Origin of the sequence: Pseudomonas sp. WMBT8 (assembly GCF_050916005.1) — a bacterium.
GTDB lineage: Bacteria > Pseudomonadota > Gammaproteobacteria > Pseudomonadales > Pseudomonadaceae > Aquipseudomonas.
In genome coordinates this window covers 5,804,838-5,829,379 of record NZ_CP188096.1, presented here as the reverse complement: position 1 = coordinate 5,829,379, position 24,542 = coordinate 5,804,838, and the positions used below count along the sequence as shown (strand labels likewise).

The window sequence follows — 24,542 nt, the reverse complement described above, 5'->3', positions numbered from 1 at the left end:
GACATGCGCGCAGATGTGCTGATTGTCGGGGCCGGAATGGTCGGAAGCGCCCTGGCGCTGGCGTTGCAGGGCAGTGGCCTGCAAGTGCTGCTGCTCGACGGCAGCCCGTTGAGCGTCAAGCCATTTGACGCTGATGCTCCGTTTGAACCGCGGGTGAGCGCCTTGTCGGCCGCCAGCCAGCGCATCCTCGACCGCCTGGGCGTGTGGGACGGCATCGCCAGTCGCCGCGCCAGCCCCTACGGCGAAATGCAGGTTTGGGATGGCAGCGGCACCGGGCAGATCCACTTCTCGGCGGCCAGTGTGCATGCCGAGGTGTTGGGGCATATCGTCGAAAACCGTGTGGTCCAGGACGCCCTGCTTGAGCGCCTGCACGACTGCGACCTGGGCCTGCTGGCCAATGCACGCCTGGAGCAGATGCGCCGCTCCGGCGATGACTGGCTGCTGACCCTGGCCGATGGCCGCACCCTGCGCGCGCCGCTGGTGATCGCCGCCGACGGCGCCAACTCGGCCGTGCGCCGCCTGACCGGCACCGCCACACGCGAATGGGATTACCTGCACCACGCCATCGTCACCAGCGTGCGCAGCAGCCAGCCGCACCAGCGTACGGCCTGGCAGCGCTTCACCGACCATGGCCCGCTGGCGTTCCTGCCGCTGGTGCGCGATGGCCAGGAAGATTGGTGCTCGATCGTCTGGTCGACCACGCCGAGCGAGTCCGAACGCTTGATGGCCCTGGACGACGAAAGCTTCTGTGGTGAACTGGAGCGCGCTTTTGAGGGTCGCCTGGGCAGCGTGGTCAGTGCCGACCCACGCCTGTGCGTACCGCTGCGCCAGCGCCACGCCAAGCGCTACGTCGCCGAAGGCCTGGCGCTGATTGGCGATGCCGCCCACGTTATTCACCCGTTGGCGGGGCAGGGCGTGAACCTGGGCTTCCTCGACGCCGCGGTGTTGGCCGAGGTGCTGCTAAAGGCGTGCGAGCGCGGTGAACGCTTGGCAGATGTGAAGGTGCTCAGTCGCTACGAGCGCCGGCGCATGCCGCACAACCTGGCGCTGATGGCGGCGATGGAGGGCTTTGAACGGTTGTTCCAGGCCGACCAGCTGCCGTTGCGCTGGTTGCGCAATGCCGGGCTGAAATTGGTCGACCAAATGCCCGAGGCCAAGGCGCTGTTTGTGCGTCAGGCGCTGGGCTTGACCGGCGACCTGCCGGACCTGGCCAAGCCCTGAGTGCGTTCACCCCGCTAGGAGCCGGCTTGCCGGCGATGAGGCCGGTTGTCGCAGGGTAAATTCTTCCCATGCAACATCTCGTAACGCCTGCGCCCAGTGTTTGGTTGAGATGCTAAATGTGAGTCCTTATCATTTGCGCTCACTTTTCCTACGAGAGACCGCACCTATGTTGGCACCCAAGCGCCTCCTGACTGCCCTGGCACTCACCCTTATCGCCAGCACCACCGTCCAGGCGGCTGACGAAGTGGTGGTCTACTCCTCTCGTATCGACGAGTTGATCAAGCCGGTGTTCGACGCCTACACCAAGAAAACCGGGGTGCAGGTGAAGTTCATCACCGACAAGGAAGCGCCGCTGATGCAGCGCATCAAGGCCGAAGGCCAGAACGCCACCGCCGACCTGCTGCTGACCGTCGATGGTGGCAACCTCTGGCAAGCCGAGCAGATGGGCATTCTGCAACCCTTCACCTCCAAGGTGATCGACGCCAACATCCCTGCACAATATCGCTCCTCCAGCCATGCCTGGACGGGCTTGAGCCTGCGGGCGCGCACCATCGCCTACTCCACCGACCGCGTGAAGCCGGCAGAGCTGACCACCTACGAAGCCCTGGCCGACAAGCAATGGGAAGGCCGCCTGTGCCTGCGCACCGCGAAGAAGGTCTACAACCAGTCGCTGACCGCCACCCTGATCGAAACCCATGGCGCAGAAAAGACTGAAGAAATCATCAAGGGCTGGGTCAATAACCTGTCCACCGACGTCTTCTCCGATGACATTGCGGTACTGCAGGCAATCAACGCCGGGCAGTGCGATGTGGGTATCGTCAACACCTACTACTACGGGCGCCTGCACAAGCAGGACCCGAAACTGGCGGTGAAACTGTTCTGGCCGAACCAGGGCGACCGTGGCGTGCACGTCAACCTGTCGGGCATCGGCCTGACCAAGTACGCCCCGCACCCGGAAGCCGCCAAGGCTCTGGTGGAGTGGATGACTACGCCTGAGGCGCAGAAGATCTTTGCCGACGTCAACCAGGAGTTCCCGGCCAACCCTGCGGTAGAACCTTCGGCTGAAGTGGCGAGCTGGGGCAAGTTCAAGGCGGACACCCTGCCGGTGGAAGTGGCGGGCAAGCGCCAGGCCGAGGCGATTCGCCTGATGGATCGTGCGGGCTGGAACTGAGTACAATTTGTAGCACACCGCAGTTCTAATTAATGTGGGAGCGGCTTGTGTGGGAGCTGGCTTGCCTGCGATAGCATCACCCCGGTATCGCTGATAAACCGAGGTGTCTGCATCGCAGGCAAGCCAGCTCCCACACAAGCCAGCTCCCACAGTGTTTTGTGCAGGCCTGCGAATAATCCACTGCTTGAGAATTCCTTTTGGCCCACCCCGCCCAACGCCGCTGGTACCTGCCGGTCTTCACTGTCGCCGCCCTGGTGCTGCTGCCCCTGAGTGTCCTGTTGCTGTCCTGGCAAAGCATCGACACGCAAATCTGGTCGCACCTGTGGGACACCCAGATGCCGCGTCTGCTGGGCAACACCTTGACCCTGGTGGTGGGCGTCGGGGTAGGCGTAACGGTGCTGGGCGTGAGCCTGGCCTGGCTGACCAGCCTCTGTGAGTTCCCCGGCCGGCGCTGGCTGGACTGGGCGTTGATGCTGCCGTTTGCCATCCCGGCCTATGTCCTGGCGTTTGTCTTCGTGGGTTTGCTGGATTTCTCCGGGCCGGTACAAACCCTGCTGCGCGAATGGTTCGGCATGGGCCTGCGCCTGCCGCGCGTGCGCTCCACCAGTGGCGTGATCATCGTGCTGGTGCTGGTGTTCTATCCCTACGTCTACCTGCTGGCGCGCACCGCGTTCCTGGCGCAGGGCAAGGGGTTGATGGAAGCGGCGCGGGTGCTGGGCCAGTCGCCCTGGCAGGCGTTCTGGCGGGTGGCCCTGCCCATGGCGCGCCCGGCCATCGGCGCCGGCGTAGCCTTGGCGTTGATGGAAACCCTGGCGGACTTCGGCGCGGTGTCGGTGTTTAACTTCGACACCTTCACCACCGCCATCTACAAGACCTGGTATGGCTTTTTCAGCCTGTCCAGCGCCGCACAACTGGCGAGCCTGCTGCTGTTGGTGGTGATGCTGGTGCTCTACGGCGAGCGCCGGGCCCGTGGCGCCAGCCGCCCGAGCAACGAGCGACCGCGGGGCAAGGCGCTCTATCACCTGCATGGCGTCAAGGCCGCCGCCGCCACCGGCTGGTGCGCCCTGGTGTTTGCCTGTGCCTTTGTTATCCCGATGCTCCAGCTGCTGGCCTGGTTCTGGCAGCGCGGGCGTTTCGACCTCGACGAGCGCTATGCCGGGCTGATCGTGCATACCCTCTACCTGGGCGGCATGGCCGCGCTGATCACCGTCAGCGTGGCGTTGCTGCTGGCCTTCGCCAACCGCCTGGCGCCGACCCGGGCTATCCGCTCCGGGGTCAGCCTGGGAAACCTGGGCTATGCCTTGCCGGGTTCGGTATTGGCGGTGTCGATCATGCTGGCTTTCAGCTATCTGGACCGCGAGTTGGTGATTCCGGTTTCCAGCTGGCTGGGCGGCGCTGGCAAACCTTTGCTGCTGGGCAGCCTGTCGGCGCTGGTGATGGCCTATCTGGTGCGCTTCCTGGCGGTGGCCTATGGCCCGCTGGAAAACAGCCTGGCGCGCATCCGCCCGTCCTTGCCGGAAGCAGCGCGCAGCCTGGGGGTCAGTGGGCCACGACTGTTTTGCAAAGTGTATCTGCCACTTTTACTGCCCGGCACCTTGAGCGCGGCCTTGCTGGTGTTTGTCGATGTGCTCAAGGAAATGCCCGCGACCCTGCTGATGCGCCCATTCGGCTGGGACACGCTGGCGGTACGCATCTTCGAGATGACCAGCGAGGGCGAGTGGGCGCGTGCCTCGTTGCCCGCCCTGACCCTGGTGTTGGTCGGCCTGTTACCGGTCATCGGCTTGATCCGACGTTCGGCGCGACGAATCGGTTAGGTGCCAGTCCTACGGCTTGAGGCTACAATGCGCGGCATTCGGTGCGGCCCGTCTTCCGGGCAGGGTGGCTGATTGTGGCTGCAGGCCTTGTATTTCAAGGTGTGTAGCCCGAACGGCAACCGTCCGCACCTTCGCCACGCCCGGAAGGAGAAACCCATGGGACAGCGTACGCCTCTGTATGACCTGCATCTCGCCCTCGGCGCGAAAATGGTCGATTTTGGCGGTTGGGATATGCCTCTGCACTACGGCTCGCAAGTCGAGGAGCACCATCAGGTGCGCCGTGACTGCGGGGTGTTTGATGTTTCCCACATGACCGTGATCGATATCTCAGGCCACCAGGCCAGGGAGTGGCTGCAGTACTTGCTGGCCAATGATGTCGATCGTTTGCATGGCTGCGGCCATGCGCTGTACAGCGCCATGCTCAACGAGCAGGGCGGGGTGGTGGACGACATGATTGTCTACCGCACCGAAGACGGTTACCGGCTGGTGGTCAATGCGGCCACCCGCGACCAGGATATCGCGTGGATGCAGGCCCAGTTGGGCAGCTATCAGGTGCTGATGCGTGAGCGCCCGGACCTGGCCATGCTGGCGATCCAGGGGCCCCAGGCCCGGCACAAGATTGCCGAGCTGGTCACCCAGTCTCGCGGCGTGCTGATCCACCAGCTCAAGCCTTTCGAGGGCCGCGCCGACGGCGACTGGTTTATCGCACGCACAGGCTATACCGGCGAAGATGGCCTGGAAATCGTCCTGCCCGCCGACCAGGCCCCGGGCTTTTTCAACGACCTGGTGGGCGCGGGCATCTCGCCTATCGGCCTGGGTGCGCGTGACACCCTGCGCCTGGAGGCCGGCATGAACCTCTACGGCCAGGATATCCACCTGAATGTGTCACCTTTGGCCGCCAATATGGCCTGGAGCATCGCCTGGGAACCCGCGGGCCGCGACTTCATCGGGCGTGCCGCCCTGGAGGCTGAACGGGCCGCCGGAGTGCAGCTCAAGCTGGTGGGTTTGGTGCTGGAAGAACGCGGGGTTTTACGCGCTCATCAAGTGGTTCGTATCGCCGATGTTGGCGAAGGAGAGATCACCAGTGGTAGTTTCTCTCCTACGCTGAGTAAATCCATTGCCCTGGCGCGTGTACCGATGGCAACCGCTGACCGCGCGGAAGTAGAGATTCGCGGCAAGTGGTACCCGGTGCGAGTGGTCAAGCCGACCTTCGTGCGCCATGGCAAGACCTTGATCTAACCTTTTGCGGCAGGCCAATGGCCGCTGACATTTCTTTTTGAGGACACAGACTATGAGCGATATCCCTGCCGCACTGCGTTTTGCCGAAAGCCACGAATGGGCACGCCTGGAAGCGGATGGCACCGTGACCGTCGGGATCTCCGATCACGCCCAGGAAGCGTTGGGTGATGTGGTGTTTGTTGAATTGGCGGAAGTGGGCAAGGTGTTCGCCGCGGGCGACGCCGCAGGCGTAGTCGAATCGGTGAAGGCTGCTTCGGATATCTACTCGCCGGTTTCGGGTGAAGTGATTGCGGTCAACGAGGATTTGGCCGATGCCCCTGAGTCGCTCAATGAAAAGCCTTACGAGGCCTGGATCTTCAAGGTCCAGCCAAGCAATACCGCCGAACTGGAAAAACTGCTGGATGCCGCTGGCTACCAAGCCGCCATCGGCGAATAACAACGTCCCCTGCAGGAGCCGGCAAGCCGGCTCCTGCAACGGTCAGGGCTTGAGCACCTGCTTCACCGCCGCAACAGCCCGCTCCACATCCGCCTTGGTCATCGCCGTAAACATCGGCAACGACACAATCAAGCGCCCGACGCTTTCCGCAACCGGAAACATGCCTTCCTTGAACCCCTGTGCCCGATACAGGCTCAGCAGGTGGATCGGCGGGTAGTGATAGCCAATGCCCACGCCCTGGGCCTGCATCTGCTCCATGAACGTAGCGCGGGCCGGCAGGCCATCCGAACGCTCGGGCAGAACCAGTTGGAACAGGTGCCAGTTGCTGTTTTCAAAGTCCGCAGGCGGCAGTTGTGCGCCGTACGTTGCCTCGAAATCGCTGCCCAAACACTCGAAGTAATGCCGGGCCAGGGCCTGGCGATGGGCCGTGATCTGCTCGAGATGGGCAAACTGGCCCAGGCCGATGGCGGCGGCGATATCGGTCATGTTGAACTTGCCGCCCAGCACATCCACGTCCAACCCGTCGAACCCACTGCGGGTTACGCCTTGCAGGCGGTATTTCTCCGCCAGGCGCGCTTCTTCAGCGTTGTTCAACACCAGGCAGCCGCCTTCGGAACAGGTGATGTTCTTGTTCGCCTGGAAGCTGAACGAGACAAAATCCCCCGTGGCGCCAATTCGCTGGCCATCCCAACTGGAGCCCAATGCCTGGGCGGCGTCCTCGATGATCCGCAGCCCATATTTGTTGGCCAGTGCATAGAGCATCGGCATGTCCAGCGGCAGGCCGGCCAGGTACACCGGGATGATCGCCTTGGTGCGCGGCGTAATGGCGGCCTCCACCTGGGCCAGGTCGATATTGCGGGTCACCGGGTCAATATCGGCAAACACCGGCGTGGCGCCTACCTCCAGAATCACGTTGGCCGTTGCCACCCAGGAAATCGGCGTGGTGATCACTTCATCCCCCGGCCCGACACCGGCGATGCGCAAGGCAATCTCCATGGTGCAGGTGCCGGAGTTGAAGGTGCGCACCGGCCGGCCGCCAAAATATTCCGACAATTGTGCTTCGAACGCCTGCACCTTGGGCCCGCTGGTGATCCAGCCGGAACGCAACACTTCACCGACTGCCGCGATAGTGGCTTCATCAATGGTCGGTTTTGAAAACGGCAGGAAAGGCAGTTGGCTCATGACGTTGAAAGCATCCGTTTTAAGAAGAACTAAGAATAAAAGCTCATATCAACCCCGGCATCGTCGCACGGGGTAACTGAATATAGCCTGTCATCCGTGAACGAATCGTCGAACGACAGGCACAAAAAAGCCGCTTTTGAAGCGGCTTTTTTGTGCCCGGTTTACTCGGCGGCGATGGCGTTCTTCGCCAGGATGGCGTTGGCCAGTTCCATGTCAGTGGCCTTCAGGCCTGGGTTGTCGGCACGCACTTTCTGCATGGCGGCTTCCAGGTAAGGGCCACGGATGCCGCCGTCGCTGGCGACGAAGCTACCGGCGTCGTCCTGGGCGGCGACTACCAGCTTGTGGTCCTTGAAGGTCAGGTACGTGGAGCCGGTGGTGGCGCCCGATGAGATGACATTACGCCAGAAGCTGTCGGCCATGGCCGATCCAACTGGGAGGGAAAGCACGGCGAGGGTGGCGACAGCATATTTGAGACGCATGATGGGTGACTCCGACTGGGTTATCTGAACAGTTTGATTGTAGATAACCCAGCCTAGTTCCATGGCTGACTAAACAGTTTCGACCCGCAGAATCACGCCTTCCTGGCCAATCACCCGTACTTGAGCCCCTACAGGCGCATCAGGCCCGGTGACCATCCACACGCCATCGCCGACCTTGACTTTGCCCCGGCCATCGATAATCGCCTGATGCACCACAAAGGTGCGGCCAATCAGCTCCGAACCACGCATATTCAGGCCCGGCTGATCGCTGGCCTTGGCACTGCTGCGCTGGCGCTTCCACCAGTACACCGCCGTCAGGATCGACAGCACCGCAAACAGCAGCAGTTGCAGCTCCAGCCCAAGCCCTGGAATCAGGAACTTGAGCACGCCAACCGCTGCCGCCGCGATCCCCATCCACAACAGATAGCCGCCGGCACCAAACACTTCGAGAATCAGCAGCACGGTGCCCAGCGCCAGCCAATCCCAGAACGACAGGTGTTGCAGGAATTCCCACATGGCGCGAGCCTCAGGCTTTCTTGTTGTCGAAGGTGGCCTTGACGATTTCGCCGATGCCGCCCACCGCGCCAATGACCTGGCTGGCTTCCAGCGGCATCAGGATCACTTTGCTGTTGTTGGCCGAGGCCAGCTTGCCCAGGGCATCGATGTATTTCTGCGCGACAAAGTAGTTGATGGCCTGCACGTTACCGGTGGCAATCGCCTCCGATACCACCTGTGTGGCGCGCGCTTCGGCTTCAGCCTGACGCTCACGGGCTTCAGATTCCAGGAACGCAGCCTGGCGACCCCCTTCGGCCTCGAGGATCTGCGCCTGCTTCTTGCCTTCGGCGGTCAGGATAGCGGAGGCACGCAGGCCTTCGGCTTCGAGGATCTGGGCACGCTTGATCCGCTCAGCTTTCATCTGGCCGGACATAGCGGCCATCAAGTCGGCAGGTGGGCTGATGTCCTTGATCTCGATGCGGGTGATCTTGATGCCCCACGGCGCGGTGGCTTCATCGACCGTGCGCAGCAGCTTCTCGTTGATGCCGTCGCGCTGGCTGAGCATGGCGTCCAGTTCCATGGAACCGAGCACCGTACGGATGTTGGTTTGCAGCAGGTTGCGGATCGCATGTTCGAGGTTGTTGACCTCGTAGGCCGCCTGGGCGGTATTCACCACCTGGAAGAAGCACACCGCGTCGATCTGCACCGTGGCGTTATCGGCCGTGATCACTTCCTGGGGCGGAATATCCAGCACGCTTTCCATCACGTTGATCTTGCGCCCGATGCGGTCCATCACCGGAATGATGATATTCAGGCCAGGCTTGAGCGTGTTGGTGTAGCGGCCGAAGCGCTCCACCGTCCATTGGTAGCCCTGGGGCACGACTTTGAAGCCCATGAACAGGATGGCAATGGCCAAGCCTACGAAGAGGAGAAGCACTGTTCCGATCTGCATAACGATTCCTTGTCTGGTGGTGGCGGTACGCGAAGTCTGTCGATTGTAACGGGCTTGTCGCAGATAAGAACGGTTTACTCGTTGGAGGGGATGACCCGTAAGACCTCTTCCAGGGTGGTCAGCCCCGCCGCAACCTTGTGGGCGCCCGACAATCGCAGGCTGTGCATGCCGTCCTTGAGCGCCTGGCGGCGCAATGCCTGCAGGTCGGTTTCGGCGCAGACCAGGTTCCTGGCAGCGTCATTCATCAGCATGATCTCGTAAACCCCGATGCGTCCGCGATAGCCACTGTCCCGGCATTCTGCACAGCCATTGGCCCGGTAGACGCTGGCGGGGGGCGGCGTGCAGGACTGGGTGGCGCTGCGCCAATCGTCCTGGTTCAGTGCCTCCGGGCTTTTACACTGTGGGCACAACCGTCGCACCAGACGCTGGGCCATGACCCCAATTAATGTGGCCTTGATCAAGTAATGGGGGATGCCCAGTTCCAGCAGGCGGCTGATCGCGCTGGGGGCATCGTTGGTATGTAGGGTCGAGAGCACCAGGTGGCCGGTCAAGGCCGCCTGGATCGCCATTTCAGCGGTTTCCAGGTCGCGGATCTCGCCGATCATGATGATGTCCGGGTCCTGGCGCATCAGCGCGCGGATGCCGCTGGCGAAGGTCAGGTCGATATTGTGCTGGACCTGCATCTGGTTGAAGGCCGGTTCCACCATCTCGATTGGATCTTCCACCGTGCACAGGTTGACCGTGCGGGTCGCCAGCTGTCGCAGGGTGCTGTAGAGGGTGCTGGTCTTGCCTGACCCGGTGGGGCCGGTGACCAGGATGATGCCGTTGGCCTGACCGGTCATTTGCCGCCAGCGCAGCAAGTCATCGGCCGAAAGCCCCAGTTGCTGGAAGTCCTGGAGCAGCACCTGTGGATCAAAAATCCGCATCACCAGCTTCTCGCCGAAGGCCGTGGGCAGGGTCGAAAGGCGCAGTTCCACTTCGATCCCCGCGGGCGTCTTGGTCTTGATCCGGCCATCCTGGGGTTTGCGCTTTTCGGCGACATTCATCCGCCCAAGGCTTTTCAGGCGGCTGACCACGGCGGTGGTGACCTGGGACGGAAACTGATAGGCATCGTGCAGCAGTCCATCGATACGCAAGCGCACGCGGCCCTGGTCGGCGCCCGGCTCGATGTGGATATCGCTGGCGCGCTGGCCAAAGGCAAATTGCAGCAGCCAGTCGACAATATTGACGATGTGCGCGTCGTTGGCGTCTGGTTCCTGCTCACCGGCACCGAGCCTGAGCAGTTGCTCGGCAGCGGTCGCCGTGGGGTTGGTCTGGTCGGCCCCGTTGACCGACCTGGCCAGGCGGAAGAACTCCTGGGTGCAACTGCGGATTGCCTCGGGGTTGGCTACCACGCGCTTGATCGGGCGCTTCAACACATGGGCCAGGCCTGTTTCCCACTCACGCAGGTACGGTTCGGCACTGGCTACCGTCACGCTGTCGCGGTCAACGGCGACGGCAAGGATATGGTGGCGTTGGGCGAAGGCGTGAGACATCAGCGGCACCACGCTCGCGACATCAATTTTCAGCGGGTCGATGCGTAGGTAGGGCTGCCCGACCTGACGGGCGAGCCACTCCGTCAGCCGTTCCAGGCACAGCAATAGGCCGGGCCTGGCGGGATCAGGCAGTGACTGGCCGGCGAGAAACTCCAGCGGATGCAAGCCATTGGCCGATGTGCGCCGCAAGCGCTCGGCCAGGGCGGTGTCGAGCAAACCGTGGGCGGTAAGGGCGGGCAGCAGATCGTCGAGGCAAAGCCTGCGATCCTGGTGTTCTGGCACAGCGGACATGGCGGTTTCCTGGGCGGTTTGAAGCAGCAGCGCCAAGGCTAGTCCGATCCTGCTCGCTGTCGCCCAGCGGGTTATTGCCGGTTTTTACTGAGCCACCGCCTGCACGGTTTGTAGCCTTGTGGATTCAACGGGTTGCAGTTCCAGCGAGCACACGCTGATCAGGTTACGAAGTTTTTCACCGATCACCTGGGCGCGGTGCCAGCTCAGGCCATCCATCACTACGTCGATGTTCAGCAGGTCATCGTCGCGCATCACGGTCACCTGCTGCGGCACCAAAAACTGCAAGGCGAAGAAATTGAGGATCCGGCACAGCACATCGGGCTCGGCTTCGGCGAGGATCTGGTAGCGCGCCTGGCAATGGCTGTTGTTGACGGCCCAGGCATCGACGCGGGTGGTGGGGCTGGATGGAATTGAATGCATGGCCGTTCTCCAAATTTGACTGGAGAAATTTTTACATGGGGTGTGGGGTATTTCTTATCTATGTTGGAGTGATATGCCTTATATATGAATAAGGTAATTCGCAGAAACTGGATTAATAGGTATTTTTATGCACAGTGAGTTGGACGTCTACGACCGCCGGATCCTGGCACTGCTCCAGGAAGACGCGTCGCTCTCCAGCGCGCAGATTGCCGAACAGGTCGGCCTGTCGCAGTCGCCCTGCTGGCGGCGGATTCAGCGGCTCAAGGAGGAGGGGGTGATTCGCGCCCAGGTAACGCTGCTCGACCGCAAGAAAATCGGCCTTAATACGCAGATCTTTGCCGAGGTCAAACTCAACGCCCACGGGCGCTCCAACTTCACGGAATTCACCGAGGCGATCCGCGGGTTCCCGCAAGTGCTGGAGTGTTATGTGCTGATGGGGTCGGTGGATTTTCTACTGCGCATTGTCACCTCGGATATCGAGGCATATGAGCGTTTCTTCTTCGAGAAACTGTCGATGGTGCCGGGGATTCAGGAGGTCAATTCGATTGTGGCGCTGTCGGAGATCAAGTCCACCACCAGCCTGCCAGTGTTGCGGTGATAGTGCGGGTGTCATCGCGGGCAAGCCCGCTCCCACAGTTGACCGAGTGTTCCAGAGGAAATCGGTTCGAGTGTGGGAGCGGGCTTGCCCGCGATAGCAATCTTACATGCGCAACAAAGTCTTCCAGGCACGGTTCTGATACACCGCAATCACCTGATGCATCCGCGCATCCAGCGACTCATCGGTGATCGGCTGGTTGGCCAGGGCCGCCAACTTGTTCAACTCGCCGTACAAACGATCCAGCTCCGGGATCTCCAGCAGGTGGCGGGCGTGATGCAGCCAGGCCTGCAGACGCTCGATGCGCGGCAGTTGCTCGGCCAGGTCTTCGGGCTGTTGCTGGTAGCGCGGCAGGCGCAGGGCCACGGCTTCGTCGGCCAGCAGGCGCGGCAGCCAGTTGGCGACCTGGGCGGCGCCCTGGCGGTTGCCACGCACATTGCGGTCCAGGGTCCAGGTGCGGGCCAGCAACCAGCGCGAAGTGTTCAGTGAGAACAGGCCCCAGCGCACGTCGGTCAATTCTTCGAGGAACTGTTCTGGCGCGGCCTTGCGCACGTCTTCATCGTCTTCACCGGCCTGGACCAGCGGGCGCCAGTCTTCCAAAAGGGCGTCGAGGGCGCTGCGCAGTTCGCTGGTGGATTGGCGCGGCGCGGCCTGGCCAAGGCTGCCGATCAGGGCGCGCATTTCGGCGAGGTTGTCTACCCAGTCCTGCAACAGGCGCCAGTGACCGTTGAAACGGTACTGCTCGGCCAGGCGCTGGCTGCTGCCCAGCAAATGCCAGGTCAGCGCGGCGAAGGCGTCGTCCAGGGGCATTTGTGGTTGCAGTTGCGGGGCCGGCAGGCTCAGGGAGTAGCTGTTGGCGTCGAACAGGCGATAGCCGCGCTCGGCCTTGCTGATATCACACGGCATCAGCGCCAGGGTTTGCGCCAGCTCGGCTGCCAGTTCCAGGAGGGCGGCGGGCTCGCCTTCGCGCAGTTCCAGTTCCAGCTCGCAGATTTCTTCCTTCTGCTTGCCGACAATCACCTGGCCCAGGTCCAGGGCGGCTTCGATCACCACCTTGGCCTTGCCACGGCCCCAGGCGATCTCGGCACGTTCGCGTACGAAGTCGGTGGTGAAGATCGGCTTGAGGGTCTTTTTGTCCAGCTCGGCCAGTTGCTCGGGCCAGCACTCGCCGTCGAGTTTCTTCACGTCGAGCTTGGCCTTGGCCAGTTTCCAGTCGTATTCATTGCGCTCCGACAAGCCGGCAACGCTGTGGCCACGGGTCTTGAGGGTCTGGATCACTTCGTCGCCATCCTTGCGCAGGCGCAGGGCAACCTTGGCCTGGGCCAGGTCGCGCTCGGGGGTGTCGAAGTACTGGTTCATCAACTCACGGCGTTCCCAGCCACTTTTGTTGCGTTTTTTCAGGAGCGGGTGCTCACGCAGCGCGGCGAGGGTCTCGCGGCTGACGCGGAGCTTGATTTCGGTTTCTTTTTGCATGGCCGGAACATCCAGGATCGGGAGTGCAGCCGGGAGAATAGGTGGCTGCCAAGGCCGTGCAGTGTACAGGACTGAGCCGGGCAACGTGCCGTAACGGGTTTATTGTGCAGCGCGGATGGTTCTATGATGGGTTTCATCTGTGGAAGTTGAGAGACAGCGCATGCCTTTACCGTCCATGAAAGAACAATTTGCCGCACTGATTGCCGCGCCCTCTGTCAGTTGTACCCAAGCGTCTCTCGACCAGACCAACCGCCCGGTGATCGATTTGCTCGCCACCTGGCTCGGCGATTTGGGTTTTGCCTGCGATATCCAGCAGGTCAGCCCCGGCAAGTTCAACCTGTTGGCCAGCTTCGGCAGCGGCCCCGGTGGCCTGGTGCTGGCGGGGCATAGCGATACCGTGCCGTACGATGAAGCGCTATGGCAGACCGATCCTTTGAAGTTGACGGAAGTGGACGGGCGCTGGGTAGGATTGGGTAGCTGCGACATGAAGGGTTTCTTCGCGCTGGCCATTGAAGCCGTCTTGCCGCTGCTCGACCAACCGTTCAAGCAGCCGCTGCTGATCCTCGCCACCTGCGATGAAGAAAGCTCCATGGCCGGCGCCCGCGCCCTGGCTGCGGCCGGTCGCCCGCTGGGGCGTGCCGCGGTGATTGGCGAGCCCACGGGCCTCAAGCCGATCCGCCTGCACAAAGGCGTGATGATGGAGCGCATCGATATTCTCGGACGCAGTGGCCATTCGTCGGACCCAAGCCTGGGCCACAGCGCCCTCGAAGCCATGCATGACGCCATGGGCGAGCTGCGCGGCCTGCGCCTGGCCTGGCAGCGGGAGTACCGCAACCCCCAGTTCAGCGTGCCCCAGCCGACCTTGAATTTTGGCTGCATCCACGGCGGCGATAACCCCAACCGCATTTGTGGCCAGTGCTCCCTGGAGTTCGACCTGCGGCCCTTGCCCGGCATGGATCCCCAGGTGTTGCGCGACGCCATCCGCCAGAAGCTGACGCCCATCGCCGAGCGCCATCAGGTGCAGATCGACTACGCGCCACTGTTCCCTGAAGTGCCGCCCTTCGAGCAGCCGGAAGATGCGGAGCTGGTGCGGGTCGCGGAACGTTTGACCGGTCATCGTGCCGAAGCAGTAGCGTTCGGCACTGAAGCGCCTTATCTTCAGCGCCTTGGTTGTGAAACCCTGGTGCTCGGCCCTGGGGATATCGCCTGCGCCCACCAGCCGGGCGAGTACCTTGAAATGTCACGCTTGACGCCTACAGTGCGTCTATTGCGGGAATTGATTGAACACTACTGCCTCAAACCTGCATAAATTAACTCCATTGCACCCCGTACATAGAAGGAGAGCGAGCGTGTCGCCAAGCCTGTTCCGACGATAACCATCAGCCCGCTGTGCGTTTAGCGATTCATCCTTTTTTGGCTGCTTTTTATTACAGGCCCAGGTTTTATGCCCGAATACGTCAATTGGCTTCGTCACGCTTCGCCCTACATCAATGCCCACCGTGACTGCACCTTTGTGGTCATGCTGCCGGGCGACGGTGTGGATCACCCCAACTTCGGCAATATCGTCCACGACCTGGTGCTGCTGCACAGCCTCGGCGTGCGCCTGGTGCTGGTGCATGGTTCGCGCCCGCAAATCGAAACCCGCCTTGCCGCTCGCGGCCTGACCCCGCATTACCACGACGGCATGCGCATCACCGATGCGGCAACCCTTGAGTGCGTGATCGACGCGGTCGGCCACCTGCGCATCGCCATTGAAGCGCGGCTGTCCATGGACATGGCGTCTTCGCCGATGCAGGGCTCGCGCCTGCGGGTGGCCAGTGGCAACCTGGTGACCGCGCGGCCGATCGGCGTGCTGGACGGCATCGACTACCACCACACTGGCGAAGTGCGCCGGGTCGACCGCAAGGGCATCAATCGCCTGTTGGACGAGCGCTCCATCGTCGTGCTGTCGCCGTTGGGCTATTCGCCGACCGGGGAGATTTTCAACCTCGCTTGTGAAGACGTCGCCACCCGCGCCGCCATCGACCTGGGCGCCGACAAGCTGCTGCTGTTCGGCGCAGACCTGGGCCTGATCGACGAAAATGGCCGGCTGGTGCGCGAACTGCGTCCGCAACAAGTGCCGGCGCACCTGCAACGCCTGGGCAACAATTACCAGGCCGAGCTGCTGGATGCGGCGGCCGAGGCCTGTCGTGGGGGCGTGGGGCGCAGCCATATCGTCAGTTATGTCGAGGACGGTGCGCTGTTGACCGAACTTTTCACCCGCGACGGCGGCGGTACCCTGGTGGCTCAGGAGCAGTTCGAGCTGGTGCGTGAGGCGGCGATTGAAGACGTCGGTGGCTTGCTGGACTTGATCAGCCCGCTGGAAGAGCAGGGGATCCTGGTGCGCCGCTCGCGGGAAGTGCTGGAGCGGGAAATCGAGCAGTTCAGCGTGGTGGAACGCGAAGGCATGATCATCGCCTGCGCCGCGCTATACCCGATTGCCGACTCGGATGCTGGCGAACTGGCGTGCCTGGCGGTCAATCCGGAGTATCGCCATGGCGGCCGTGGCGATGAGCTGTTGGAGCGCATCGAAACCCGCGCCCGGACCCAAGGCTTGAAGACCTTGTTCGTGCTGACGACCCGCACTGCCCACTGGTTCCGCGAGCGCGGCTTCGTGCCGAGCAGCGTCGATCGCCTGCCATCGGCGCGGGCTTCGCTGTACAACTTCCAGCGTAATTCGAAGATCTTCGAAAAGACCTTATAAGCGCCACCCATCCAATGTAGGAGCGGGCTTGCCCGCGATGGCGGTGTATCAGTCGACATCTTTGTTAACTGGCCCACCGCCACCGCCATCGCCATCGCCGGCAAGCCGCTCCTACAGGGGGAGGGTTTATTCTTTGATGAATTTTCCGGTGACGTAGGCCGAATAGTCCGGTAACACGGTCTCTACTTTCCCTTGTTCCTTAAGAAATTTCGCCGTCTCCCCAATGGCCTTGGCTGTCCCACCATTGAGCAAAGCGTCGGTTCGCTGCGCCTGTGCATCGGGGAAGGTGCTGCCTTCCAGCAGTTCGGGGATGTCTGCGGCGTTTGCGCCGGTCAACCGGGCGATCTTCTGCACCGGTACCGAATCCGCCGTCCACTCGGATTTGTGCGCTGCGTACTCGGCAAACGAATCCAGGGTGACCTTGGCAAACTTGGCCACGACCTCCGGATGTTTCTCGGCAAAGTCCTTGCGCGCCACCCACACCTCGAACGTCGGCGCGCCCCATTGGCCCACCTCGGCGGCGTCGGTCAACGTCTTGCCGGTCTTGCGGATTTCCCCCAGGGCGGGCGACCAGACAAAGGCACCATCGATATCCCCGCGTTTCCAGGCTGCGGCAATTTCGCCTGGTTGCAGGTTCACCACTTTCACCTGGGTGGTGTCCAGGCCCCAGTGTTTCAAGGCCCCGAGCAGGCTGTAGTGGGATGTGGAGACAAAAGGTGTGGCAATGGTTTTGCCGATCAGGTCCTTGGGTGCGTCAATTTGGCTGCCGTTACGCACTACCAAAGCTTCAGAACTATTGATCTGAGCCGATACGATGAAGGCTACGATGGGTAGATTGCGGGATGCGGCGGCCGCCAACGGGCTGGAGCCGAGGTTGCCGATCTGCACATCGCCGGAGGCAATCGCGGTGACCACGTCCGGGCCGCTATTGAAGCGGCGCCAGTCGATTTTCTCGCCGATGGCCTGCTCATAAACACCGTCGGCCTGGGGCACTTTGCTCGGATCGATGCCGGTCTGATAGCCGATGGTGAGGTTGGCGGCCTGCACCCCAAAAGAAAGTGTAAGCGATAGTAAAACTGTAACAAATTGACTAGAGGATGCGCGTTTGGCCATGATGGCGTCGCCTTTTTGATCGTGAGTGACGTGTGCGAGATTCTGCTCACACTAAACGATCTAAAAAATGGCCAATAAATACCCTTTAGGAATTAGCTTATGGAGCGATACCCCGCTGCGGGATTGTCGCGCCATGGAAAGTGTTATTCCTGAATAGTATGAAAAAGGATGAAATAATTCTTTTTGGGTGTATGAAAAACTCATTACCCTGCAGGGACCAAATCAACTGCGATTAGACGAAGGTAGTAGACACACAAGGTTACGATTGACTTGTCAGTCACGATCTGGCGCTAATCGCGCATCTGTGGATCGAGGGCGTCAGACCCGAGACCAAAGAACTACAAAAATTAGAAACGAGAGGAGCGGTACATGAAGAAGTCCACATTGGCGTTCGCCGTCGCAGCTGGGGTTTTGGCCCAGCAAGCTGGCGCCGCTGGTTTTGTTGAAGACAGCAAGGCAAGCGTTACTGCACGTAATTTCTACATCAATACCGACAACCGTGATGGCACGGCCAAGCCTTCCAAGCAGGAAGAGTGGGGCCAGGGCTTCATTTTCAACTTTGCTTCGGGCTACACCCAAGGCACCGTTGGTTTTGGTGTTGATGCAATCGGCCTGTACGGCGTCAAGCTGGACTCCGGTAAAGGCACTGCCTACAACGGCAACAACTCCAAGGGCGGCACCGTGTTCCCTAGCGACCACGACGGTCGTGCGGTAGACGACTTCGCCAGCCTGGGCCTGACCGGTAAGGTCAAGATCTCCAAGACCGAACTGAAGCTGGGTACCTTGCTGCCGAAACTGCCGGTAGTGACGTCCAACGACGGTCGTATGCTGCCGCAGACCTTTGAAGGCGGTCAGATCACCTCCAACGACATCGACAACCTGACTCTGGTTGGCGGTAAGCTGGAACACGCCAAAGGCCGTAACTCCACCAACAACGACTCGCTGACCATCGCTGGCTCCAACGGTGCAACCCGCACCGCTACCGCCAACGCCCGCAGCAACGAGTTCTACTTTGCTGGTGGTGACTACAAGATCACCAAGGACCTGACTGCCCAGTACTACTACGGCAACCTGTCTGACTTCTACAAGCAGCACTTCCTGGGCCTGACCCACAACTGGGCGCTGCCAGTCGGTAGCATCAAGTCCGACCTGCGTTACTTCAACAGCGACTCCGACGGCAAGAACTCGAGCCAGGAAGGTCGTATTGCCGGCTACCGTGCTTCGGGCTACCAGAATGGCGGCGAAGTCGACAACCGCACCTGGAGCGCCAAGTTCACGTACAGCCTGCAAGGCCACGCCATCAGCGCCGGCTACCAGCGTGTCAATGGCACCAGCGACTTCCCGTTCCTCAACCAGGGTGATGGCGCTTCGGCTTACATCATCACCGACATGCAGATCGGCAAGTTCCAACGCGCCGGTGAGCGTACCTGGTTGGCCCAGTACGCCTATGACTTCGCAACCATCGGCTTGCCAGGCCTGACCACTTCTGTGGTCTACCTCAAGGGCGACAACATTGCCGCCGTGAATGGTGACAAAAGCGAGTGGGAACGTGACTTCAACCTCGGCTACGTCATCCCTGAAGGCACCTTCAAGGGCCTGGGCCTGGCCTGGAAAAACGCCTCGCTGCGTTCCCAGGTTACTACCCAGCGTGACCAGGACGAAAACCGTCTGATCGTCAGCTACACCCTGCCGATCCTGTAAGACCAGCAGTAAAACCTTGCCCGGCGCAATGCCGGGCAAGGTGCTGTTGCTTTCAAGTCGGGCTCAACCCCCGCAAGCCCTTCCTGAACCCCTCTTTCTACAGCGTCTCAAGGCCTTCTCGAACCTTGGGTGCATGTTGGCCTGCACCTTGGTTGCGGTCCAGTGAACAGATTTTTAATATTCCTTTATCGTCTAAATAAATCGATATTTATTCTTTTTAAAATATCATCGGCACAGGCACAGTGGGTTCCATAAGCACTCATCAGGAGCCACACCATGAGCCTCAGACTGGGCGATATCGCCCCCGACTTTGAACAGGATTCCAGCGCCGGCAAGATTCGCTTCCACGAGTGGCTGGGCGATAGCTGGGGCGTGTTGTTTTCCCACCCGGCTGACTTCACCCCGGTGTGCACCACCGAGCTGGGTTTCACCGCCAAGCTCAAGGATGAGTTCGCCAAGCGCGGGGTCAAGGCCATTGCCCTGTCGGTAGACCCGGTGGACTCCCACCACAAGTGGATCGAAGACATCAACGAAACCCAGAACACCATCGTCAACTTCCCGATCCTGGCCGATGCCGACCGCAAGGTCTCGGACCTGTACGACCTGATCCACCCCAATGCCAACGATACCCTTACCGTGCGTTCGCTGTTCGTGATCGACCCGAACAAAAAGATTCGCCTGACCATCACCTATCCGGCCAGCACTGGGCGCAACTTCCACGAAATCCTGCGGGTTATCGACTCGTTGCAGCTGACCGACAACTACAAAGTCGCCACCCCGGCCAACTGGCAGGACGGTGACGAAGTGGTGATCGTGCCTTCGCTCAAGGATGAGGAAGAGATCAAGAAGCGCTTTCCCAAGGGCTATCGGGCGGTGAAGCCGTATCTGCGGCTGACCCCACAGCCCAACCGGTAACCCGAATCCAATGTGGGAGCGGGCTTGCTCGCGAATGCGGTGGTTCAGCAAGAAATGTGCTGACTGATACGCCGCAATCGCGAGCAAGCCCGCTCCCACAAGTTAATCGCATTTCAGTACTCACATAGCAGGGGTTTTCAGGCCGTTTCGACGGCCTTTTTTTTCGCCTGGCGAATGATCTTTCTTATATGCAATTTAAGAATAAACAAATGAAAAAATAAGATTTATAGATATATAAATCTGCTGATAAGGTCTGTCCCATCTTGGCGCCATCGCCGCACCGCGAACCGCCGACACTTGCTCAAGGAAACTCCAGATGCTGGTCGTAACACTTGGTGGCAGTCCCAGTCAGCGTTCCCGCTCGGGGGTCTTGCTGGATCATTCCCGGCGCTGGTTGCAGCAGCAAGGCGTGGAAGTGGTGAGTTATCAGGTACGGGACTTCCCGGCCGAAGATTTGTTGTATGCCCGCTTCGACAGCCCGAAGGTCCTCGACCTGCTGGCCCAGGTGGCCAATGCCGATGGTTTGCTGATTGCCACGCCGGTGTACAAGGCTTCGTTTTCCGGTGCATTGAAAACCGTCCTCGACCTGCTGCCGGAACGCGCCCTGGCCCACAAAGTGGTATTGCCCATGGCCACCGGCGGCAGCATTGCCCACATGCTGGCGGTGGACTACGCCCTGAAACCCGTGCTGTCGGCGCTGAAAGCCCAGGAGCTGCTGCACGGGATTTTCGCCGAAGACAGCCAGATCGCCTACGGCGAAGGCAGTGCCCAGGCGCAGTTGGTGCCGATCCTTGAACAACGCTTGAGCGAAGCCCTGGAGCAGTTCTACAGCGCCATGGCCCGCCGCCCGCAACCGCTGGACCCCCATGTGTTGAATGAACGTTTGTTGAACGCTCGCTGGAGCATCTAAGCCGAACCCTAATGTAAGAAACCCTCACCTTACTCAGCCGCCAACGGCCAAGCAGGTGCAGCCACAACCCTCATCGTCAATTTGGAGAGCGCCATGCGCACTGTCATCTTGCGTCGGGGCCTGGTCGCACTGTTTGCTGCGGCTGTGTCCTTCGGCGCCATTGTTCAAGCCCAAGCCGCAGAAACCCTGCGGATCGGTTATCAGAAGTACGGCACCCTGGTGCTGCTCAAGGCCAAGGGCACCCTGGAAAAACGCCTGGCGGACCAGGGCGTGAACGTGCAGTGGACCGAATTTCCCGGCGGCCCGCAGTTGCTTGAAGGGCTGAATGTCGGCTCCATCGACTTTGGCGTCACCGGCGAGACCCCGCCAGTGTTCGCCCAGGCCGCCGGCGCCGACCTGCTCTACGTCGCCTACGAACCGCCAGCGCCGACCAGCGAAGCCATCCTGGTACCCAAGGACTCGCCGATCAAATCGGTGGCCGAGCTCAAGGGCAAGAAAGTCGTGCTCAACAAAGGCTCCAACGTGCATTACCTGCTGGTGCGCGCCCTGGAAGACGCGGGCCTGAAATACACCGACGTACAGACCGTGTTCCTGCCGCCCGCCGACGCCCGTGCCGCCTTCGAGCGTGGCAGTGTCGATGCGTGGGTCATCTGGGACCCGTACCAGGCGGCTGCCGAGAAGCAACTGCAAGCCCGCACCCTGCGTGACGCCACCGGCATTGCCGATAACCACCAGTTCTACCTGGCCACCAAGCCTTACACCGAAAAACACCCGGACGTGATCAAGGCGTTGGTGGAAGAAGTACGCGCCGTGGGCGAATGGTCCAAGGCCAACCCCCAGCAAGTCACCGAACAAGTCGCACCATTGCTCGGCCTGCCGGCTGACATCACCCTGACCTCGGTGAAACGCCAAGGATACGGCGCGCTGTTCCTGACCCCGGAAGTGGTAGCCGCCCAGCAGAAAATCGCCGACACCTTCTACCAGCTCAAATTGATTCCCAAGCCCTTGAGCATCAAGGACGTGATCTGGACGCCACCTGCGACCGTTGCCAAAGCGCCGTAATCCGACTTCTTCAGGAGACAACTCCATGAGCCTCAATATTTTCTGGTTCCTGCCAACCCACGGCGACGGCCATTACCTTGGCACCGCCGAAGGCGCTCGCGCCGTGGATCACGGTTATTTGCAGCAGGTCGCCCAGGCCGCTGATCGCCTGGGCTTTGGCGGGGTGCTGATCCCCACCGGGCGCTCCTGCGAGGACTCGTGGCTGGTGGCCGCCTCGCTGATCCCGGTGACCCAGCGTCTGAAGTTCCTGGTTGCGCTGCGCCCCGGGATCATTTCCCCGACGGTGGCGGCGCGCCAGGCAGCGACCCTTGACCGGCTGTCCGGTGGCCGCGCACTGTTCAACCTGGTGACCGGTGGCGATCCAGAAGAGCTGGCCGGTGACGGCCTGTTCCTCAGCCATGAAGAGCGCTACCAGGCCTCGGTGGAGTTCACCCGCATCTGGCGGCGCGTGCTGGAAGGCGAAACCGTGGACTACGACGGCCAGCACATCAGCGTCAAAGGCGCCAAGCTGCTGTACCCCCCCATCCAGCAACCTCGGCCGCCGTTGTATTTCGGCGGTTCTTCCGAAGCGGCCCAGGACCTGGCAGCCGAACAAGTGGAAATGGTCCTGACCTGGGGCGAACCACCTTCGGCGGTGGCGGAAAAAATCGAGCAGGTGCGGGCCAAAGCGGCGAAGCTCGGGCGCACCGTGCGCTTCGGTATTCGCTTGCATGTGATCGTGCGTGAAACCAACGACGAGGCATGGAAAGCCGCCGACAAACTGATCTCCCATCTGGACGACGACACCATCGCGCGCGCCCAGGCGTCGCTGTCGCGCTTTGATTCGGTGGGCCAGCAACGCATGGCCGCCCTGCATGGCGGCAGCCGCGACAACCTCGAAGTCAGCCCTAACCTGTGGGCCGGCGTCGGCCTGGTACGCGGTGGTGCCGGCACGGCACTGGTGGGTGACGGGCCGACCGTGGCGGCGCGGGTCAAGGAGTACGCGGACCTGGGCATCGACACCTTTATCTTCTCCGGTTATCCACACTTGGAAGAGTCGTACCGGGTCGCGGAATTATTGTTCCCGCACCTGGATATCGAACGTCCCGAGCTGCCGAAAAGCGCCGGTTACGTCAGCCCGTTTGGCGAGATGGTGGCCAACGACATTCTTCCCAAAGCCGCGTCGCAGAGCTGAGGCGCCGTCATGAATAGTCAACGGATTCTGCATCGGCTGGCGCCGTGGGCGCTGCCGGTCCTGTTGCTGGCGGTGTGGCAGTTGTCGGTGTCGGCGGGCTGGTTGTCGACGCGTATTCTGCCGGCCCCCAGCGCAGTGATTGCGGCTGGGGTACATCTGGTCAGCAGCGGTGAAATCTGGACCCACCTGGCCATCAGTGGCTGGCGCGCGGGCCTGGGTTTTGTGATCGGCGGCGGCATCGGCCTGGCCCTGGGCTTTATCACCGGCCTGTCGAAATGGGGCGAACGCCTGCTGGACAGCTCGGTGCAGATGATTCGCAACGTGCCGCACCTGGCGTTGATCCCGCTGGTGATCCTGTGGTTTGGCATCGATGAGACGGCGAAGATTTTCCTGGTGGCCCTTGGCACGCTGTTCCCGATCTACCTCAACACCTATCACGGCATCCGCAACGTCGACCCGGCGCTGGTGGAGATGGCTCGCAGTTACGGTTTGTCGGGTTTGAGCCTGTTTCGCCAGGTGATCCTGCCCGGCGCCTTGCCCTCGATCCTGGTGGGGGTGCGCTTTGCCCTGGGCTTTATGTGGCTGACGCTGATCGTTGCGGAAACCATCTCGGCCAGTTCCGGCATTGGCTACCTGGCTATGAATGCCCGCGAGTTCCTGCAAACCGACGTTGTAGTGCTGGCGATCGTGCTGTACGCGGTGCTCGGCAAGCTGGCGGACCTGGCGGCGCGGGGCCTGGAGCGGGTCTGGCTGCGCTGGCATCCGGCCTATCAAGTACATAAAGGAGGTGCGGCATGACCGCTCAACAACCTCCACGCCTGCTGCGGGGTATCCCGTTGGCGGTGCGCAAGCTACGCAAGGCCTTTGGCGCGCGGGAAGTCCTGCGCGAGATCGATCTGCACATCCCGGCGGGCCAGTTCGTCGCCGTGGTCGGGCGCAGTGGCTGCGGCAAAAGTACCTTGCTGCGCTTGCTGGCCGGCCTTGATAGCGCCACCAGTGGCGAGTTGCTTGCAGGCTCCGCACCGTTGAGCGAAGCGCTCGAAGACACGCGGCTGATGTTTCAGGAAGCGCGCCTGCTGCCCTGGAAAAAAATCATCGATAACGTCGGCCTGGGCCTTAAAGGCAACTGGCGGCCCCAGGCCCTTGAAGCGCTGGAAGCGGTCGGCCTGGCCGAGCGTGCCGATGAGTGGCCGGCAGCGTTGTCTGGTGGCCAGAAACAACGGGTGGCCCTGGCCCGCGCCCTGATTCACCAGCCGCGCCTGTTGCTGCTGGACGAACCTTTGGGGGCGCTGGATGCCCTGACCCGCATCGAGATGCAGCAACTGATCGAAAACCTGTGGCGCAAGCATGGTTTTACCGTGTTGCTGGTGACCCATGACGTCAGCGAAGCCGTGGCCATTGCCGACCGCGTGATCCTGATCGAGGACGGCGAAATCGGCCTCGACCTGCATGTGGAACTGCCACGCCCGCGGGTCCGCGGCTCCCATCGCCTGGCGGCCCTGGAAACCGAAGTGCTCAACCGTGTGCTGTCACTGCCCGGCACGCCGCCTGAGCCGGAACCTGTTTCACCGTTGCCTACGCAATTGCGTTGGGCGCAATAACTCACTTGTCCCTTAAGGAA

Annotated in this window: 23 protein-coding genes; 15 read left to right on the top strand and 8 right to left on the bottom strand. The window is 61.5% G+C overall.

Annotated features, from left to right (window positions below; all coding sequences use genetic code 11):
* The first annotated feature begins 3 nt into the window (after positions 1–3).
* The 5 genes from ACO77H_RS26655 to gcvH all read left to right on the top strand — a co-directional run bounded on the left by ACO77H_RS26655 (position 4) and on the right by gcvH (position 5,881).
* Positions 4–1,221, top strand: a complete 1,218-nt coding sequence (locus ACO77H_RS26655; protein ID WP_432755787.1) for a 2-octaprenyl-3-methyl-6-methoxy-1,4-benzoquinol hydroxylase — start codon at positions 4–6, stop codon at positions 1,219–1,221.
* 166 nt (positions 1,222–1,387) lie between these two features.
* Positions 1,388–2,392, top strand: coding sequence for an extracellular solute-binding protein (locus ACO77H_RS26650; protein ID WP_169955004.1), 1,005 nt, complete (start codon positions 1,388–1,390; stop codon positions 2,390–2,392).
* Between the two features lie 197 nt (positions 2,393–2,589).
* Positions 2,590–4,206 carry an ABC transporter permease gene (locus ACO77H_RS26645; RefSeq protein ID WP_169955003.1) on the top strand — a complete coding sequence of 539 codons (1,617 nt, stop codon included), beginning with the start codon at positions 2,590–2,592 and terminating at the stop codon, positions 4,204–4,206.
* 156 nt (positions 4,207–4,362) lie between these two features.
* Positions 4,363–5,445 (top strand): glycine cleavage system aminomethyltransferase GcvT, encoded by a 1,083-nt coding sequence (gcvT, locus tag ACO77H_RS26640; RefSeq protein ID WP_169955002.1) that lies wholly within the window; start codon positions 4,363–4,365, stop codon positions 5,443–5,445.
* Between the two features lie 52 nt (positions 5,446–5,497).
* Complete coding sequence (gcvH, locus tag ACO77H_RS26635) at positions 5,498–5,881, top strand: glycine cleavage system protein GcvH (protein ID WP_432754760.1); 384 nt, start codon at positions 5,498–5,500, stop codon at positions 5,879–5,881.
* A 42-nt stretch (positions 5,882–5,923) separates the two neighbouring features.
* Here the strand turns inward: gcvH and ACO77H_RS26630 are convergent, their stop codons facing one another.
* The 6 genes from ACO77H_RS26630 to ACO77H_RS26605 all read right to left on the bottom strand — a co-directional run bounded on the left by ACO77H_RS26630 (position 5,924) and on the right by ACO77H_RS26605 (position 11,235).
* Entirely contained in the window at positions 5,924–7,063 is a 1,140-nt protein-coding gene (locus ACO77H_RS26630) for a DegT/DnrJ/EryC1/StrS family aminotransferase (RefSeq protein ID WP_169955000.1), read from the bottom strand.
* A 161-nt stretch (positions 7,064–7,224) separates the two neighbouring features.
* The gene (locus ACO77H_RS26625; protein ID WP_057440438.1) at positions 7,225–7,542 is read right to left on the bottom strand and encodes a DUF2388 domain-containing protein; all 318 of its coding nucleotides are present in this window, start codon (positions 7,540–7,542) and stop codon (positions 7,225–7,227) included.
* Between the two features lie 69 nt (positions 7,543–7,611).
* Complete coding sequence (locus ACO77H_RS26620) at positions 7,612–8,058, bottom strand: NfeD family protein (RefSeq protein WP_169954999.1); 447 nt, start codon at positions 8,056–8,058, stop codon at positions 7,612–7,614.
* Positions 8,059–8,068: 10 nt separating this feature from the next.
* Positions 8,069–8,989, bottom strand: a complete 921-nt coding sequence (locus ACO77H_RS26615) for an SPFH domain-containing protein (protein WP_027608388.1) — start codon at positions 8,987–8,989, stop codon at positions 8,069–8,071.
* A gap of 74 nt (positions 8,990–9,063) precedes the next feature.
* Entirely contained in the window at positions 9,064–10,815 is a 1,752-nt protein-coding gene (locus ACO77H_RS26610) for a GspE/PulE family protein (protein ID WP_432754759.1), read from the bottom strand.
* Between the two features lie 84 nt (positions 10,816–10,899).
* Positions 10,900–11,235, bottom strand: coding sequence for a hypothetical protein (locus ACO77H_RS26605; RefSeq protein ID WP_169954997.1), 336 nt, complete (start codon positions 11,233–11,235; stop codon positions 10,900–10,902).
* 127 nt (positions 11,236–11,362) lie between these two features.
* On the opposite strand from ACO77H_RS26605, the gene ACO77H_RS26600 reads away from it, so the two are divergent.
* Positions 11,363–11,833 carry an Lrp/AsnC family transcriptional regulator gene (locus ACO77H_RS26600; RefSeq protein WP_076963642.1) on the top strand — a complete coding sequence of 157 codons (471 nt, stop codon included), beginning with the start codon at positions 11,363–11,365 and terminating at the stop codon, positions 11,831–11,833.
* A 102-nt stretch (positions 11,834–11,935) separates the two neighbouring features.
* Here ACO77H_RS26600 and ACO77H_RS26595 read toward each other — a convergent pair whose 3' ends face one another.
* Complete coding sequence (locus ACO77H_RS26595; protein WP_170042117.1) at positions 11,936–13,303, bottom strand: inorganic triphosphatase; 1,368 nt, start codon at positions 13,301–13,303, stop codon at positions 11,936–11,938.
* Between the two features lie 160 nt (positions 13,304–13,463).
* Between ACO77H_RS26595 and argE the strand changes: the two genes are divergently transcribed.
* Positions 13,464–14,612, top strand: a complete 1,149-nt coding sequence (argE, locus tag ACO77H_RS26590) for an acetylornithine deacetylase (protein ID WP_169954995.1) — start codon at positions 13,464–13,466, stop codon at positions 14,610–14,612.
* A gap of 135 nt (positions 14,613–14,747) precedes the next feature.
* Positions 14,748–16,046, top strand: a complete 1,299-nt coding sequence (gene argA / locus ACO77H_RS26585; protein WP_032858930.1) for an amino-acid N-acetyltransferase — start codon at positions 14,748–14,750, stop codon at positions 16,044–16,046.
* 126 nt (positions 16,047–16,172) lie between these two features.
* Here the strand turns inward: argA and tauA are convergent, their stop codons facing one another.
* Entirely contained in the window at positions 16,173–17,159 is a 987-nt protein-coding gene (gene tauA / locus ACO77H_RS26580) for a taurine ABC transporter substrate-binding protein (RefSeq protein WP_169954994.1), read from the bottom strand.
* A gap of 369 nt (positions 17,160–17,528) precedes the next feature.
* On the opposite strand from tauA, the gene ACO77H_RS26575 reads away from it, so the two are divergent.
* The 7 genes from ACO77H_RS26575 to ssuB all read left to right on the top strand — a co-directional run bounded on the left by ACO77H_RS26575 (position 17,529) and on the right by ssuB (position 24,522).
* Positions 17,529–18,860, top strand: a complete 1,332-nt coding sequence (locus ACO77H_RS26575) for an OprD family porin (RefSeq protein ID WP_169954993.1) — start codon at positions 17,529–17,531, stop codon at positions 18,858–18,860.
* A gap of 276 nt (positions 18,861–19,136) precedes the next feature.
* Positions 19,137–19,775 carry a peroxiredoxin gene (locus tag ACO77H_RS26570; RefSeq protein WP_169954992.1) on the top strand — a complete coding sequence of 213 codons (639 nt, stop codon included), beginning with the start codon at positions 19,137–19,139 and terminating at the stop codon, positions 19,773–19,775.
* A gap of 316 nt (positions 19,776–20,091) precedes the next feature.
* A complete protein-coding gene (ssuE, locus tag ACO77H_RS26565) occupies positions 20,092–20,685 on the top strand; it encodes an NADPH-dependent FMN reductase (protein WP_170042120.1) in 594 nt (197 codons plus the stop codon).
* A 93-nt stretch (positions 20,686–20,778) separates the two neighbouring features.
* Positions 20,779–21,747 (top strand): sulfonate ABC transporter substrate-binding protein, encoded by a 969-nt coding sequence (locus ACO77H_RS26560; protein ID WP_169954991.1) that lies wholly within the window; start codon positions 20,779–20,781, stop codon positions 21,745–21,747.
* A 25-nt stretch (positions 21,748–21,772) separates the two neighbouring features.
* The gene (gene ssuD, locus ACO77H_RS26555; RefSeq protein WP_169954990.1) at positions 21,773–22,921 is read left to right on the top strand and encodes an FMNH2-dependent alkanesulfonate monooxygenase; all 1,149 of its coding nucleotides are present in this window, start codon (positions 21,773–21,775) and stop codon (positions 22,919–22,921) included.
* A gap of 9 nt (positions 22,922–22,930) precedes the next feature.
* On the top strand, positions 22,931–23,719 hold the full coding sequence (ssuC, locus tag ACO77H_RS26550; protein WP_169954989.1) for an aliphatic sulfonate ABC transporter permease SsuC: 789 nt from the start codon (positions 22,931–22,933) through the stop codon (positions 23,717–23,719).
* Positions 23,716–24,522: an aliphatic sulfonates ABC transporter ATP-binding protein gene (gene ssuB, locus ACO77H_RS26545; RefSeq protein WP_169954988.1), complete on the top strand. Its 807-nt coding sequence runs from the start codon at positions 23,716–23,718 to the stop codon at positions 24,520–24,522. Before ssuC ends, ssuB begins: the two co-directional genes overlap by 4 nt.
* Positions 24,523–24,542: the final 20 nt, after the last annotated feature.

What these genes read in the sequence shown, in the direction of transcription:
- ACO77H_RS26655 (WP_432755787.1), top strand. Translation starts at nt 4, where the DNA reads ATGCGCGCAGATGTGCTGATTGTCGGGGCCGGAATGGTCGGAAGCGCC.
- ACO77H_RS26650 (WP_169955004.1), top strand. Translation starts at nt 1,388, where the DNA reads ATGTTGGCACCCAAGCGCCTCCTGACTGCCCTGGCACTCACCCTTATC.
- gcvT (WP_169955002.1), top strand. Translation starts at nt 4,363, where the DNA reads ATGGGACAGCGTACGCCTCTGTATGACCTGCATCTCGCCCTCGGCGCG.
- gcvH (WP_432754760.1), top strand. Translation starts at nt 5,498, where the DNA reads ATGAGCGATATCCCTGCCGCACTGCGTTTTGCCGAAAGCCACGAATGG.
- ACO77H_RS26630 (WP_169955000.1), bottom strand. Translation starts at nt 7,063, where the DNA reads ATGAGCCAACTGCCTTTCCTGCCGTTTTCAAAACCGACCATTGATGAA.
- ACO77H_RS26625 (WP_057440438.1), bottom strand. Translation starts at nt 7,542, where the DNA reads ATGCGTCTCAAATATGCTGTCGCCACCCTCGCCGTGCTTTCCCTCCCA.
- ACO77H_RS26620 (WP_169954999.1), bottom strand. Translation starts at nt 8,058, where the DNA reads ATGTGGGAATTCCTGCAACACCTGTCGTTCTGGGATTGGCTGGCGCTG.
- ACO77H_RS26615 (WP_027608388.1), bottom strand. Translation starts at nt 8,989, where the DNA reads ATGCAGATCGGAACAGTGCTTCTCCTCTTCGTAGGCTTGGCCATTGCC.
- ACO77H_RS26610 (WP_432754759.1), bottom strand. Translation starts at nt 10,815, where the DNA reads ATGTCCGCTGTGCCAGAACACCAGGATCGCAGGCTTTGCCTCGACGAT.
- ACO77H_RS26605 (WP_169954997.1), bottom strand. Translation starts at nt 11,235, where the DNA reads ATGCATTCAATTCCATCCAGCCCCACCACCCGCGTCGATGCCTGGGCC.
- ACO77H_RS26600 (WP_076963642.1), top strand. Translation starts at nt 11,363, where the DNA reads ATGCACAGTGAGTTGGACGTCTACGACCGCCGGATCCTGGCACTGCTC.
- ACO77H_RS26595 (WP_170042117.1), bottom strand. Translation starts at nt 13,303, where the DNA reads ATGCAAAAAGAAACCGAAATCAAGCTCCGCGTCAGCCGCGAGACCCTC.
- argE (WP_169954995.1), top strand. Translation starts at nt 13,464, where the DNA reads ATGCCTTTACCGTCCATGAAAGAACAATTTGCCGCACTGATTGCCGCG.
- argA (WP_032858930.1), top strand. Translation starts at nt 14,748, where the DNA reads ATGCCCGAATACGTCAATTGGCTTCGTCACGCTTCGCCCTACATCAAT.
- tauA (WP_169954994.1), bottom strand. Translation starts at nt 17,159, where the DNA reads ATGGCCAAACGCGCATCCTCTAGTCAATTTGTTACAGTTTTACTATCG.
- ACO77H_RS26575 (WP_169954993.1), top strand. Translation starts at nt 17,529, where the DNA reads ATGAAGAAGTCCACATTGGCGTTCGCCGTCGCAGCTGGGGTTTTGGCC.
- ACO77H_RS26570 (WP_169954992.1), top strand. Translation starts at nt 19,137, where the DNA reads ATGAGCCTCAGACTGGGCGATATCGCCCCCGACTTTGAACAGGATTCC.
- ssuE (WP_170042120.1), top strand. Translation starts at nt 20,092, where the DNA reads ATGCTGGTCGTAACACTTGGTGGCAGTCCCAGTCAGCGTTCCCGCTCG.
- ACO77H_RS26560 (WP_169954991.1), top strand. Translation starts at nt 20,779, where the DNA reads ATGCGCACTGTCATCTTGCGTCGGGGCCTGGTCGCACTGTTTGCTGCG.
- ssuD (WP_169954990.1), top strand. Translation starts at nt 21,773, where the DNA reads ATGAGCCTCAATATTTTCTGGTTCCTGCCAACCCACGGCGACGGCCAT.
- ssuC (WP_169954989.1), top strand. Translation starts at nt 22,931, where the DNA reads ATGAATAGTCAACGGATTCTGCATCGGCTGGCGCCGTGGGCGCTGCCG.
- ssuB (WP_169954988.1), top strand. Translation starts at nt 23,716, where the DNA reads ATGACCGCTCAACAACCTCCACGCCTGCTGCGGGGTATCCCGTTGGCG.